This window comes from Acutalibacter caecimuris (assembly GCF_034335085.1).
GTDB classification, from domain to species: domain Bacteria; phylum Bacillota; class Clostridia; order Oscillospirales; family Acutalibacteraceae; genus Acutalibacter; species Acutalibacter caecimuris.
Genome location: NZ_JAWXXJ010000015.1, coordinates 1 through 13,260 on the forward strand (window position 1 = coordinate 1; position 13,260 = coordinate 13,260).

Here is a 13,260-nt window from a genome sequence, read left to right on the forward strand (position 1 = left end):
GACCACACTTGATCGCTTATGTCGTGTCTGTGATAGGAAGCATCCATCTTTTCCTCTCCTGTCTTTTTTGATGCTTCCATTCTATCACAATTCCTCTACCTTGTGTAGACACTATCTAAGTTGCCAGTAAAAAATTTCTTGATAATATTGATACATTACTATATCCAATGATCATTAAACGTCCTCGTTTTTATTTGGTTCTACCCACCTTCTGTATGCACGAAAATTTCGTAATAATAGGAAATTTGAAGTGCTATACATATCGCACTGCGAAATGTAAAATAATATCGTGGTGATAATGAAATGTATATCAATGTGGAAGACTTGGATTTTCGTCCTTTAGGACATGAAATAAAGCGAAAGCGAATAGAGGCTGGCTTGAGCCAAAAAGGGTTGGGGATACTGGTTGATCGCACCCAACGATCTGTTATGAATTTTGAAAACAAGGGCAAGATGCCTACTTTAGATGTGTTCTATAAAATAGTGACTATATTGGGAATCTCTGTGGATCAATTCTTTTATCCTAGCCTACTAAAAGGCACAGACACCAGAAGGTCGCTGGACTTCCTGCTGGATAAGCTGGATGAGAAAGAACTTTCTATTGTTATTGGAACTGCTCAGGCTATCATTAACGCAAAGGATATTGAAAAATAGGGAAACGCCCCACTGCTCATACAGCGGGGCGTTTCCCTATGGAGTCCCATATGACAAATTTCTAAACTTGTTTGTAATTCCTACTATAATTCTCCTATTTCCCCACTGCTCCAAACAAATTGATTTAGCTCTCTGGGTTTGTTCTCGCACCATAACCACAATTCTACAGAGAGTAGTCAGTTTTGAGTATTTTCATCTGGATATCATCTCAAGCGCACTTTTCCATCCCGCCAGGCACTTTTCACGCCAAAATGCTTCTTTCCCAGGACTATATGTGGTACTCTGATTCTGTGCAACGATATTTTCCGGGTATACCTCGGCCGCGATCCCCGCGCAGTACCCCGCGCCAATGCCGGAGAGCTCCTCCCGCTCCGGCACGACCACCGGGATGTTCAATATATCGCACTGGAACTGCATCAGGTATTTGTCCCGTGTAGGCCCGCCGTCGGCCCGCAGCTCTGAGAGCGCCACGCCCTCGCCGCGCATGATGTTCACGATGTCCGCGATCTGGTAGCCGATGGACTCCTCCGCGGCCTTGACGATCTCCGCCCGGCCGGTCCCCCGGCCCATGCCGCAGATGATGGCCTTCGCGTCAGACTTCCAGTATGGCGCGCCCAGCCCGGTGAAGGCCGGGACCAAGTAGGTGCCGTCCTCGGGGTCGGCCCGGGCGGCAATTCTGCCAGCTTCTTTGGACGATGGCAACAATCCCAGGTCGTCCACCAGCCACTTGATGACCGAACCGGTGTAGTTAATATTTCCCTCCAGCACATAGCTGACCTTGCCGCCCATGCCCCAGGCCAGTGACGTGACGATGCCCTTGTCGCTGAAAAGGGGCTTATCGCCGATGTTCACCATCACTGAGGAACCGGTGCCGTAGGTGGCCTTGCCCATGCCCGGTTCCACGCAGCCCTGGCCGAAGAGAGCGCCGTGGGAATCGCCCAGCACGCCATGCACAGGCACTGGGTGGGGCAGCAGGCCCTCGAAGTCTGTCTCGCCGAAGTTGCTGTCGCTCATGCAGACCTGGGGCAGCATGGCCGGGTCAATTCCGAAAAGCCCGCACAGCTCCTGGTCCCATTTCAAAGTGTTGATGTTAAAGAGCTGGGTGCGGCTGGCGTTGGAGTAGTCCGTCTTGAAGCTCCTGGTCAGCTTATAGACCAGCCAAGCGTCGATCGTGCCGCAGCACAGGGATCTGCCGTCAAGTCCAGGCGAATTCTCCAAGATCCAGGCCCATTTTGCCGCCGGGAAGTAGGGCGAAAGCCGCAGGCCGGTCTTGCCGCGGATGGTTTCGGCGTGGCTCTCCAGCCGGTCGCAGATGCCCTGCGCCCTGCCGCACTGCCAGACTACCGCGTCGGCCACAGGCTCGCCGGTTTCTCTGTCCCAGATCAGCGCGGTCTCCCGCTGGTTGCTGATGCCGATGGCGGCAATATCTGCCGGGTCGATCTTTGCGGCGGCGATGACTTGTCGGGCAGTTTCTATCATATTACTGTAAATCTCCACCGGGTCGTGGCTGACCCAGCCTTTTTCGCTTATCTTCTGCTCATGGGGCAGGTCGGAGCGGCCAATCAGCGCGCCTGTTTCATCCAAAAGCAGGGCCTTGGTGCCGGAGGTGCTCTGGTCGATGCTCAAAACGTATTTCATGCCAGCAGCTCCTTTACGGTTTTGGCGATGCCCTCGCCGGTCAGGCCGTAGTGGGCGAAGACCTCGCCGGTTTTCCCGGCAATGGCTGGCTCGTCGGGCAGGGCCAGGTTCTTTACCTTCACGCCGCCTAATTCCGCCGCAATCTGGCTGACCATGGCTCCCATGCCGCCGTATACACTGTGTTCCTCCACAGTGACAATAGCCTTGGTTTCCCGGGCGGCTTTCAACACCGCGTCCCGGTCGAGGGGCTTCACGCAGTACATATCCAGTACCCTGGCGGAAACGCCGTCCTTTTCCAGCAATGCCGCGGCTTCTGCCGCAGGGCGCACCATCTCCCCGCAGGCAATCAAGGATACGTCAGAGCCGTCCCGTAACAGGGTGGCCCGGTCCATTTCAAAGGGACAGTTGTCCTCCGTATAGATGTCCTCCACCGGGTTGCGCCCCACCCGGATGTAGGCCGGGTCGCTGTCGTTAAGGAGGGATTCTATCAAATGCTTCGTCTGATGCCGGTCGCTGGGCAGGTACACCCGCAGGCCGGGGACAGATGCCAGCGCGGCAATATCCTGGGCGCTGTGATGGGTCATCCCCAGGGCACCGTAACTGACGCCGCCGGAAATGCCGATCAGCTTTACATTGGTGTGGGAATAGGCCACGTCTACCTTGACCTGCTCCATGCTCCGGGTAGAGAGGAAACTGGCCGGGGAGGCGGCATATGGTTTCATGCCGCAGCGTGCCATGCCGGCGGCAGTGGAAACCAGGCTCTGCTCGGCAATTCCCATCTCTACAAACTGTTGGGGGAACGCTTCGGCAAAGGGAGCCAGGGATCTATGGGGCCGAACATATACTGATAGGCGGTAAGGCCGGTATTGATGTACTCCCAGTAGTTGGCGCCGCTGCCGGTAAGCTCGCCCATCTTGGTCTGGTCGATGTTGTTCCAGTAGTCGCGGGGCTGGCCAACAAGGTTCTCCATGACGTCGTCGGGCATGGCGGCTTTCATCTCCTGGTGAGGCATCAGGTCTACCATGGGATGCAGCACGTGGATGGGGGAGGCGTCCCAGCAGCCGCTGTTGCCAGGGCAGGCGAAGAAGTTTTCAAAATCGTTCTCCTCGCCGAACAGTTTCTCAGCATAGGCGTTCAGCACATGGATCATGGCCTCGGGGTACTCGAAGTTGGCGTTCACGCAGTACACGCCGTCGAAAGTGTTGGTGGCGTAGACCTTGGTCTCCTCCACGTCGCCGGTGGGCAGGCCCACAGCTACCCAGTTTGCCTCGGTATCCATGCTCTCCTCGGCAGTCTGCAGGCGGAAGCCGTACCAGTGGGGGCCGAAGAAGATGCCGCACTGATTGTTGGCAACATACTCAAAGGCTTTGGCAATATCCTGTGTGGAGAACTCCTGGTTCACCAGGCCCTCGCTGTACATATCCCGCAGCCAGCCCAGGCCGCCCTTCATCTCAGGTTGAACCTCGGAGAAAGCTACCGTGCCGTCATCCATCTTCTGCCAGTAGTTCCGGCCTGCAGTCGTGCCGCCATAAGCCCAGAAGATGCCCTTGCTCTCAGCCAGATAATCCTTACTGAGCATGAGCCCGATGTTGTCGGCCTTGTTTTCCACAAACGCCTTGGCAATATCGTGAACATCCTGCATGGTCTTGGGACGATCCAGCTTCAGTTCATCCAGCCAGTCCTGGCGTACCCAGCAGTGGTTGTAGCCATTGGTAGAGGGCATCTTTACCGGGATACCCATGAGCTTGCCATCAACAGTAACACCACGCCGGTGTACTCGGTGACGCTGTCCTTCTCGAAGATGCTCACTGTGTCGTGGTAGGTGATCTGCGGGTCGCTGAGCCGCCCGGACTGGAAGGCAAAGCTGGTCTTGAAATTATCCAGGACCCGGTCGATGTCAGCGGCCACCTCCAGTTTGTGTGACCTCCACATGGCTAAAATCTTATCGTAAGTTTCCACTTACCTCTTGCTCCTTTCGCGAAATGATTTGAAAAGTGAGAGCGGGAGCAGCCATCTCTGAGCTGCTCCCGCAGGCTATGTTGCCGTCCAGGTTCTCCAAAAGGTGCTTTCGGGCCGTGGCGAACTCATCGCCGATAAGCCCCATGCGCAGTACAGCGGTATTTCGGCTGATGGTGATGTTGGGCACCGTCACCAGCTCGTAGCCCTCATTACCAGAGCAACGAAGTTCTTCGAGGGTATACTGGTCAAAGGGCAGAGCGCACAGCTCGTCCTGGGTTTTCACGATCCAGCCCTCCGTGGTCAAGCCGTACCAGGAGCCAGTCAGGTCATCCCACTCGATTTCCGGCTTGTCATCATTGCCGTTGGTATTCTGAGTGTGGGGATTCCAGGAGGTTTCGGTTCTCACTTCTCCGTTTTCGTCTGTCAGGAGGATATGGCTCTCGCCAGTGGTCTGGCTGGTCAGCTTAAAGGCCACATTCGCGAAGCGGTGCATATTTTTCTCGCCCACCTTGACGAACTTCAGATCGCCGCGAATCACCTGATTATAGGCCGCCTCGCCCTCGCGGTACTCCTTGACAAAGCTGTCCTCGCGGACCTCAAAATCTCGGATCTTCTTGTCCGTCCAGAGGTAGCCCTTGCCGGGTTTGCTTTCCGCAAGGGTATAAGTCCCGTAAGGCAGGGCGCGCACGTCGGACTGGGCAACGCCATCCTTGACCTCAATGGTCAGGCAGACCTCGTCCGGCTCATAGAGCGCACCGTTCACATACACGGCATAGCCCATGCCATCGCCGGATTCTTTCTCATGCTCGATACAAAAAGCCGCCACATTGTTGGAGCCATAACGCATGGTTTCAATGGGCATGGGGCCGATATATTCTCCTAAAGTGGGCGGCGTACCGACCCCGCCGGGGAAACAATAATCACCCACATAAAGTGTACCGGAAGTGCCAAAGGCGGCGGCAGAGCGGGCCTTGCGCTGGAGGACCGGCCAAATCCTGTCCACATCCAGCTCCGTGCCGGGTGTAAGCTCCGGGTCGTCCGGGTCCTCCGGATCCTTGCTTGGTTCCGCAGAGGGGGCGGCGCTTGCTACAGGCTCGGCGGTTGCCTTTGCGTCCCCATCCGGGGCGGCGCTGTTCTCCGGGGCAGGGGAGGGGCTTGTTTCAGCTTCCGGGCTGCCGGTGGGTTCTGCTGTGGGGCCGGGCTGACTACTTTCGGCGGGAGCCTCGCTGGGCTGCGCTTCGGAGGATGATGTGTCTTCGGGAGCCATCTCCGCCGCGAAAGCAGAGAATGGCATGGCACTAAAGCAGAGCACCACGGCTAACAAAAGAGCTAACGATCTTTTCATGATTTTTTGCATAAATTAATATCCTTTCTCCAAATGGTTTTCACTGTGAACATGGGCTTTTGCCCCAAATCCCCCCTTTCAAGGGCGATGAACCCTAAAATTGGGCGCAAAAAAAGCCCTCCAGGTTTTGGAGGGCCTACGCGATTCATCGCCAGTTAGTTATAGTTATGTTTAATATAATAGATAAAACTCACCAGGCCGGGGTTCCGTGAGGTAGTATTGGGTGGCATATGGATGCATTTCCAGGAGATAGAACTCGATTTTTCGTGCGATCCCATCCGCGCCATTGTACGCGCCCCATTCCATCGGCCCGGCCCAGCCCGCGCCGGTGTAGGCCAGACTGCGGTCATACCGTTTAGATTCCGGCAGATGTAACGCCGCTCTGATAGCTTTCAGCTGTTGGCTGTCCGGCTGGTCTGCCGGGTGGTAGTAGAGTGCGAAGTAACCGTCTTCTTCCTCTGCCGTGATGCAGAACCGGTCAGCGGCGGTTCGGGTCAGCAGCTGCTGGATGACATTTGCGATGGCGGCGGAACTCCGCTTATCGCTCTCCACATTCTCCCAGCTGCCCACCGCCTGTCTGCCGCAATCTGTGGTGCTTATTAGCGAGGGGTCCCACTTTGCGGTAGTGCCATCGTATGAGAAGGTGGGGTCGTCATGCTTGCCGTTGAGCACATAGTCCAGCAGCTTTTCCGGGTCCTGGTTGGGTTTCAGCTTTGCCCGGACTTCATCTGTAATCTGAATCCTTGGCATATCAGGGTTGGGCGAGGGGCCAGGTGTTACATCCGGGCTGGGAGAGGGCACGGGCGGTTGGGCTTCCTCGCTGCCATTTGCCAGCAAGTTCCGGCTGTTGTAGAAAATCTGTGCCACCTGTGCCCTGGTCGCAGTGCCCTGGGGCATCAGCCTGCCATTACTGCCGCTCAAAATATTGTGGGATATGGCCCATTCCATAGCGCCTTTGGCATAGCTGGACACCCGGCTGCCGTCAGAGAATTTTTCAAGCTGGCCCTGCCGGGAAGTCAGGTCGCAGTCCGTGGTTTTTGCGTAGTTGTAGAGGATGACCGCCATCTGCTCGCGGGTCACGCTCTGGTCGGGGCTGAACCTCCCGCTGCCTGTGCCGTTGACGATCTCGTTTCCTGCGGCCCATTGGACATAGGGCGTATACCATCTGCCTTTGGGCACATCCAGGAAGTAGCTGCCGGGGTAATCATCCGGGTCGATGCCAGCTTTGTTTCCCAGCACTCGGACGAACATCCCGCGAGTCATGGGCGCGTTGGGGCTGAAGGTGGTGGCCGAAGTTCCACTGAACAGGCCCTCGCTGGCGGCGTAGTCCACAGCCTTATAGTACCAACTTCCCTGGCTCACATGGCTGTCGTTTCGGAAGATCATCTTACATCCCACCCATCTCCATAGTATTTTTTGACTCAGGCTTCGGCGGAGGCCCGGCCAGCCTCGCCTTGAGGATATCTGGGTCATCATAGTTCCAGCCGCCCTCATAGAAAAACTCCCTGCTGTCATGCTGATAGCGTTCGAACAGCCGTGGGAAGAGGTCCGCAACCTCATCGCTTTCGCATGGATAGTTGATACCCTCACCGTAATCAATGTCAGCTTTCAGCGCCTCTATCAACTTATCGTAGGCTGCTTTGTCAGTATGGTCATAGGCACTCTCGCCGGTCAGCTTCTCAAGTGCATAGTCCCCCGCATATGTGAAACTCTCGAACCAGTACCCATCGCCGGGGTCGAGGTCCGCCATAGAATCAGGGTCTTTGAGCGCTGCAAAGTACGCCTCTTTGCCCTGCGAAATGAGCCAGGCCCGGAAGTCGATGAAACTGTCATCTGTAGCGCGTCCCATGAGCTCGGAGGCGCTCCAGAGGCCGTACTTGTAGGCCAAGTCCTCGTAGGCGTGGACGATGTCGTGAAAGTCCTGGGCGTGGTCGGGACCAAGCTCCTTGAGTCGGGTCTTGAGCGTATCCAGGTACTTGTCTTGGTCCTGGCCGCAGGCGGCTTTGACCTCAGAGATTAGGCTCCAGAAGCCGTCTTTGCTCATGGCTTTACAACCGGGAATGATGTTACTTAAATTTGTTGCCATTGCGTTCCCTGTCCTTTCGCTGTTTTCTCTCCAGATCCCGCTGGATCTCCCTGGCCTCCGGCGGGTCGCGCTGAAAGCCGGGGACCTGTTTCATGAATGACTCATAGGCCCGATCCACTTTATTCTCTGTGAAATTTGGCATAAACTTTCTCATTCCTTTCGGTTAAAAATATTTTTGGGCAAAAGAAAAGGGCCATGAATATCTCCATAGCCCTTCCAAAATTATTTATTCAGTTTTTGTTTGCGGCGGCTCGTTTTCTCAACCACGCAGGTTCGAATCCTGTCAGTAGGGGGTGGCATCCCCCAAAACACGTCACGCCGTGACGGTCCTTTTTTCGCCCTTTGAACGCCAAAATTCCCCGGAATTCCGGGGAATTTTGGGGGTGGCATCTGTTAAGATGTGTAAACATGGCATAGCACACCAATTTTGATACAATAGCACCCCTATGGGCACAGGGGGTGTAAATTTACAAAAGGGGGTGCAACCTTACTCATACGAAAAGAAAATGTAGAAATTATCTTTGATTTTTTCACACAAATCCGTTAGGAGCATAACATATCTCAGCTTTTCAACATTCTCTGAGAGTACAAAAATATCTTTTGCATCTTGTACATCCTTGAAAGCATCTTTTAATTCTTTATGTCGCTCTGCTTCAAGAAGATTTAGTATTGCACGGCGATTGTCAAAGTTCAGTTCTATAGCATCAATTTCATATTTATCTTCTTCTATAATAATCTCATAAGAAGCGCTTTGAACTACGCGTCCCAAGCCCGCATGAGCTAACTGCTCATAATGAACTTCGGAAACGTCTAATATGGTTGGCTCACCGGTTTGCGGGTAAAAGGAAAAGCTAAGCATCGTTGTTTCGCCTCCTTTTAGGGACAGTCTTCATCTTTCGATTTTTCTCTTCCTTAACACGTTTTCTAATTCGATTTACCTCATCTGGTTTGACATTTTCATATAAGGTAATGCCTGCATCATCTAAAATACTTTTTGTCCTTTCACTTGTAGTAGTCTGTACTATTAATATGCCCACATCGCCTTTGTCGGCAATTTTTTTAGCTTCTCCTGGGTAAATGTTTTTCTTGCTTTTTATTTCTCCATATTTAACCGCATTCTTCATATTGCGATCTCCTATGCTTTCGATGTCCTAAAAATCGATCTAAAGCATCAATTAGCTGACGTTCCTGTTCTTCAGGATATAAAAAGTCACCATTGGGATCGTTATCCACTGTTGATGTAACCTCAATACCATAAAGTTCCCCTATTTCTTTGACCATCAGCTTCATATCCCTATGTTCTTCCAATTTTGCAATCATGCGATCTTCATCTTCCACTTGTTACGCCTCCTTTCTCAAGGCAATCGCCATCACTAAATTGCACACTCATTATAGCACAACGAGCACAAAATGTCCAGACAAAAGAGATCCCCAGTCAACTCGGTCAGCCAACCTAAATCGGTGGGGAAATGATGGTCAGCGGCAGTTCACCTTTCTATTTAGGGGTGAAGGTCATGATTGCTATAAAGGAGAAACACTTCTGTGGATTTGTAAAAGTCAATTAGGCCGAATGAAAACAAAAAAAGGGCACTGCATTTTGCAGCGCCCAAAGAAAGAATAAGACTTGACTGCTGGTTATTGAACTCCCCCGTATGTAGTATAGCCACGGTTGTCCTTATCTGTATGGACGTTCTCAATGTGCCCATCGGGATATTTGTCATAAGATAGGTGTCGGTTCTCAGATCGGGAGTACACTACGATATGCTCATAGCCGCTTTTCTGTTGGACAGTTTTGTCACCACCAGCAGCCAGAATGCTACGCTCGGCCTCCTCGACATCAACTTTTCCAGGGTTGTAATACAGACTCATATTATTTTCCTCCTTGCCAAAATATATATTAGCCGATTCCGAAACTCAAAAGCAGCGAAATCAACGCTTTCCAGTCACGGAATTTCGGGAGTTTCCTCCACTTACTGTGGTATCGCAGAGGAAGTCTGGCGTCGATTTGTTTCTAAATTTACGCATTTCATCACATTTATTAAACAAATTTTGTTTTCTGCTCTTGGGATTTTGCAATAGGCTAATTTTATAAATGAATTGTACCATACTATTCCCCAAAAATCAAATAGTAGATACCCCGCCAACCCATAAACGTCAGCAGGGGATACCCCTGCATTCGGTTACGCCTCTATCCTCGTCTCAATCTGAAAACTAAACGCCAGCTGCCTGTCATGGTATGTTGTGGCTTTTTGAACCATTACAATCCAGAGAGGCACATCAAAACCCGTCAGTTCACAGTTCTGTTTGGAGAGGGCAAGCATGAATCCTCCGATGGCATCTGCTTGGGCCAGTCGAGACTCTTTCTGATGTTGGAGCGCATCTGGCTTATCCATGGCTTTCTCATGCCTCGCCACATATTATTTAAGGTGGTACATTTTTTTAAGGGTGTGCAACGGCAAAACCGCACCCCTATATACTGTTGCTGTCAAAGATTCGGATACCAGCGCAGCAGATCGCCGCGCCCTTCTTCCTCCAACTGTTCCACCGCATATCGGAGCCATTCCTCCGGGGTCGGGATGTCCCCGGCGTGTGGTATTTCCTCCCATGATGCCCGTTTCACCGGGTCAGGGTCGTTCATCCCACGCTTTATGCGGGCTGAGATGATGGCCCGCATTTCTTCCACTGTGATGCCTCGTTCATGTGCCCAGTGTTCAAATAAAGTTTTCGGTTTTTCCATACTGACCTCCTTGAAATAATCAGCATTTCCCGGCAATGAGCCGGATAAACACTATGTCCCTTTAGGGTGTTGTTCTGTCTACCTATCGTGCCTATTATACCACCGTTTCGGGAATTATAATAGTTACAGATGGGTGGTGATATCTTGGACGCGCAAAAACAGATCAAAAAGCTGATGGAAGAACGGGGCTGGACGGACTACCGGCTGGCGAAGGAGTCCGGCCTGTCCCACTCCACCGTTACGAATATGTTCAACAGGAACAATGCCCCCACACTGCCGACCTTGGAGGCCGTGTGTAGAGCATTTGGCGTCACATTGGCACAGTTCTTTGCAGAGGGAAACCCATTGGAGCTTACCGAGGAACAGCAGGTTTTGTTTGCGAAGTGGAGTTCCCTGACCGAAAAGCAGCGAACCCTCCTGCTTGAACTTATGGACACGATGTAAAACCCCGTTGATCCTAATTTTGCGGAATCAACGGGGTTTTTATTATGTCAGCCCTCTATCTCGGCGCCATTCTGAAATCTGAATACCAGCCGCCCATCGTGGTAGGCCGTGGCCTTTTCCACCACCGCCAGCCAGAGCCGTTCATCAAATTCGGTGATGATATCGCTGCGCTCGTACAGCTCAAACATAAAGCCACCGATGGCATCAGCCTTGGCCTGCCGCTGTCTTTTCTGCTCCTGGAGGGCAGCAGCCCTGGCTTTGGCTTTCTCATACCTCGCCACATAGCCGTTGTAGCGTTCGGCGTATTCCTCCTGGCTCTGGACGTTTTGGGCATTTTCCTGGACGCACCGCTGGGTCAACTCCGTGACAACCTCGATCTCTTGGAGCAGCTCGTCCAATTCCGCGTCAATGGCGGAGCAGTCGGTAAGAGCAAACTGCATCAGGCGGCAATCTTCCAGCAGAGCGTTTTTGCCATCCAGCAGCTTATTGAACGCCGCCAGGAACCGGGCCTGTATGTCCTCCTCCCGCAGATGCGGGGTGGCGCACTTTTTCTCGCCATTGAACTTTTCATTACACTGCCAGATGACGCGGCGGTACTTGCCGTTGGAGTGCCAAACCTTTGGGCCGAAGAATGCGCCGCAGTCGCCACAGATGATGCGGGAGGCGAAAATGCTGCCGCCGCTGTAGTGGTGGCCCAGCCCTTTGCGCCGCGCAAACTCAGCCTGCACCTTATCGAACTCCGCTGGGTCAATGATGGGCTGGTGGCTTTCCTCAATGTAATATTGCGGCACTTCGCCCTCGTTGACTTTCATCTTTTTCTCCAAAAAGTCAACTGTGAACTTCTTTTGAAGGAGTGCCGACCCTTTGTATTTCTCATTTGTCAAAATGGAGGCTATCGTGGTGGTTCCCCATTTCGTTTTCCCAGCAGGGGTCGGGATGCCGTCCGCCGTGAGCGTCTTGGCGATTTGGTAGGGCGTTTTGCCCGCCATGAACAGGGCAAAAATGCGGCGGACAATTTTGGCCTCGTCCTCTACCACCACGGGAATGTCATCTTCCCCTTTTTCATAGCCGAGGAACTGCTTATAGGGAAGGCTGACCTTGCCGTCCGCAAACCGCTTGCGCTGGCCCCAGGTCACATTCTCCGAAATGGAACGGCTCTCCTCCTGAGCCAGTGAGGACATGATGGTGAGAAGCAATTCGCCCTTGCTGTCAAAAGTCCAGATATTCTCCTTCTCGAAGTAGACCTCCACACCCTTTTCCTTGAGGGTACGAATGGCGGTGAGGCTGTCCACCGTATTCCGGGCGAACCGGCTCACTGACTTGGTGACGATGAGGTCGATCTCCCCGGCAAGGGCATCCGCCACCATCTGATTGAATCCCTGGCGGTGGCGGATGTTTGTCGCTGAAATACCCTCATCCGTGTAGACCCTGACAAACTCCCACTCTGGGTTGTTCTGGATGTACTTGGTGTAGTAGTCGATTTGCGCCTCATAGCTGGTGAAAGCTGTATATAAGCCATCACGCCCTCCTTTAGCACTCCACCCGGCCCTCGGTCTGGTTCCAGGTGCCGCCGGTGAGGGCTGTCTTGTCCAAGGTGTCAAAATTCATAGAGAAGGAGCTTGCCGCGATACCCGCATTTTCTTCCAGCTTTTTGATGCGCTCCCGGTTCTCCGTTATCAGCTCCAAAAGGTGTGCGGCCTCACCCTGCCCCATGGTATGCACAAGCAAATTGAACCACTGGTAAAACGTCTCCCGGCACTCGTCCTCCAGCGTGGAGAGACGCACCTTCTGTCCCGCGAACCAACTCTCCATATCGGAGGCCATAAGGTTTAGCCTCTCGCCGGTCTCTGCCTGATATTGGGCCATCCACGCCTCCAGCTGGGCATTGAAGGCGGTGGTATCCAGCTGCTCCACAAGGCTTGCCACCAAGCCGCAAAGGTCGCTGTCAAGGCGTTTGTCGGTAATGTTAGCCTGTTCGATTTTGGTGACGCCAGCGGCCACATAGACCTCCGCAAGGCAAAGCTCGTAGATATCCGCATCCCGCTGCAAGTCCGCACCGACGGGTGTAGCCGCCGGTACTCCCTCCTTAACAGCCGCCTTTATCTCCCTGTTGACCCGATCCCAGCGCAGCACGACCCGGTCTATCCTATCCTGGGAGCCGTCCGCAGTCACCAGGGTCAGCGGAACCAGGCCCGTTGACATATAAAAATAGCCGTTGATCCAAGCCTTACCTGACAGTACTTTCACCCGCATTCCGGAATATTTCTCCACCTGGAGCCCTGTAGACGGTTCCGGGAACACGCCGTTGCCAATAATAGCGCCAAAATAAGCGGCCCAATCCTCTGCGCTGTATTTCCTGTCGCCCTTGACAGAATTGAAAAAACTGGATTTCTCCAT

The 13,260-nt window shown here is 53.1% G+C and carries 18 protein-coding genes; 2 read left to right on the top strand and 16 right to left on the bottom strand.

Annotated elements, in window-relative coordinates; genetic code table 11:
* Positions 1-303: 303 nt before the first annotated feature.
* Positions 304-654, top strand: a complete 351-nt coding sequence (locus U8U01_RS10040; RefSeq protein ID WP_322173852.1) for a helix-turn-helix domain-containing protein — start codon at positions 304-306, stop codon at positions 652-654.
* A 192-nt stretch (positions 655-846) separates the two neighbouring features.
* Here the strand turns inward: U8U01_RS10040 and U8U01_RS10045 are convergent, their stop codons facing one another.
* The 14 genes from U8U01_RS10045 to U8U01_RS10110 all read right to left on the bottom strand — a co-directional run bounded on the left by U8U01_RS10045 (position 847) and on the right by U8U01_RS10110 (position 10,419).
* Positions 847-2,292, bottom strand: a complete 1,446-nt coding sequence (locus tag U8U01_RS10045; RefSeq protein WP_322173854.1) for an FGGY-family carbohydrate kinase — start codon at positions 2,290-2,292, stop codon at positions 847-849.
* Positions 2,289-3,071, bottom strand: a complete 783-nt coding sequence (locus U8U01_RS10050; RefSeq protein WP_367575615.1) for a transketolase family protein — start codon at positions 3,069-3,071, stop codon at positions 2,289-2,291. The genes U8U01_RS10045 and U8U01_RS10050 overlap by 4 nt, the downstream gene beginning before the upstream one ends.
* 2 nt (positions 3,072-3,073) lie before the next feature.
* Positions 3,074-4,033, bottom strand: a complete 960-nt coding sequence (locus U8U01_RS10055) for a type 2 periplasmic-binding domain-containing protein (protein ID WP_322173855.1) — start codon at positions 4,031-4,033, stop codon at positions 3,074-3,076.
* Positions 4,018-4,251 carry a hypothetical protein gene (locus U8U01_RS10060; protein WP_322173857.1) on the bottom strand — a complete coding sequence of 78 codons (234 nt, stop codon included), beginning with the start codon at positions 4,249-4,251 and terminating at the stop codon, positions 4,018-4,020. Before U8U01_RS10060 ends, U8U01_RS10055 begins: the two co-directional genes overlap by 16 nt.
* Positions 4,235-5,596 carry an MSCRAMM family protein gene (locus tag U8U01_RS10065; RefSeq protein WP_322173858.1) on the bottom strand — a complete coding sequence of 454 codons (1,362 nt, stop codon included), beginning with the start codon at positions 5,594-5,596 and terminating at the stop codon, positions 4,235-4,237. The genes U8U01_RS10060 and U8U01_RS10065 overlap by 17 nt, the downstream gene beginning before the upstream one ends.
* A gap of 171 nt (positions 5,597-5,767) precedes the next feature.
* Positions 5,768-6,982 carry an S-layer homology domain-containing protein gene (locus U8U01_RS10070; protein WP_322173860.1) on the bottom strand — a complete coding sequence of 405 codons (1,215 nt, stop codon included), beginning with the start codon at positions 6,980-6,982 and terminating at the stop codon, positions 5,768-5,770.
* 1 nt (position 6,983) lies between these two features.
* Complete coding sequence (locus U8U01_RS10075) at positions 6,984-7,640, bottom strand: DUF4240 domain-containing protein (protein WP_322173862.1); 657 nt, start codon at positions 7,638-7,640, stop codon at positions 6,984-6,986.
* Positions 7,641-7,662: 22 nt separating this feature from the next.
* Positions 7,663-7,824 (bottom strand): hypothetical protein, encoded by a 162-nt coding sequence (locus tag U8U01_RS10080; protein WP_322173864.1) that lies wholly within the window; start codon positions 7,822-7,824, stop codon positions 7,663-7,665.
* Between the two features lie 345 nt (positions 7,825-8,169).
* Positions 8,170-8,541 (bottom strand): PH domain-containing protein, encoded by a 372-nt coding sequence (locus U8U01_RS10085; RefSeq protein ID WP_322173866.1) that lies wholly within the window; start codon positions 8,539-8,541, stop codon positions 8,170-8,172.
* The gene (locus tag U8U01_RS10090) at positions 8,534-8,806 is read right to left on the bottom strand and encodes a hypothetical protein (RefSeq protein WP_322173868.1); all 273 of its coding nucleotides are present in this window, start codon (positions 8,804-8,806) and stop codon (positions 8,534-8,536) included. The genes U8U01_RS10085 and U8U01_RS10090 overlap by 8 nt, the downstream gene beginning before the upstream one ends.
* Complete coding sequence (locus tag U8U01_RS10095; protein ID WP_322173869.1) at positions 8,790-9,020, bottom strand: hypothetical protein; 231 nt, start codon at positions 9,018-9,020, stop codon at positions 8,790-8,792. Before U8U01_RS10095 ends, U8U01_RS10090 begins: the two co-directional genes overlap by 17 nt.
* Positions 9,021-9,317: 297 nt before the next feature.
* Positions 9,318-9,551 (bottom strand): hypothetical protein, encoded by a 234-nt coding sequence (locus U8U01_RS10100; RefSeq protein ID WP_322173871.1) that lies wholly within the window; start codon positions 9,549-9,551, stop codon positions 9,318-9,320.
* Positions 9,552-9,862: 311 nt separating this feature from the next.
* Positions 9,863-10,075, bottom strand: coding sequence for a hypothetical protein (locus U8U01_RS10105; RefSeq protein ID WP_322173873.1), 213 nt, complete (start codon positions 10,073-10,075; stop codon positions 9,863-9,865).
* Between the two features lie 92 nt (positions 10,076-10,167).
* Positions 10,168-10,419: a cyclin family protein gene (locus tag U8U01_RS10110; protein WP_322173875.1), complete on the bottom strand. Its 252-nt coding sequence runs from the start codon at positions 10,417-10,419 to the stop codon at positions 10,168-10,170.
* A 144-nt stretch (positions 10,420-10,563) separates the two neighbouring features.
* Here U8U01_RS10110 and U8U01_RS10115 point away from each other — a divergent pair, with 144 nt between their 5' ends.
* Positions 10,564-10,863, top strand: coding sequence for a helix-turn-helix domain-containing protein (locus tag U8U01_RS10115; RefSeq protein WP_322173877.1), 300 nt, complete (start codon positions 10,564-10,566; stop codon positions 10,861-10,863).
* A gap of 47 nt (positions 10,864-10,910) precedes the next feature.
* Here U8U01_RS10115 and U8U01_RS10120 read toward each other — a convergent pair whose 3' ends face one another.
* The gene (locus U8U01_RS10120; protein ID WP_322173879.1) at positions 10,911-12,464 is read right to left on the bottom strand and encodes a recombinase family protein; all 1,554 of its coding nucleotides are present in this window, start codon (positions 12,462-12,464) and stop codon (positions 10,911-10,913) included.
* Complete coding sequence (locus tag U8U01_RS10125) at positions 12,394-13,260, bottom strand: hypothetical protein (RefSeq protein WP_322173881.1); 867 nt, start codon at positions 13,258-13,260, stop codon at positions 12,394-12,396. Before U8U01_RS10125 ends, U8U01_RS10120 begins: the two co-directional genes overlap by 71 nt.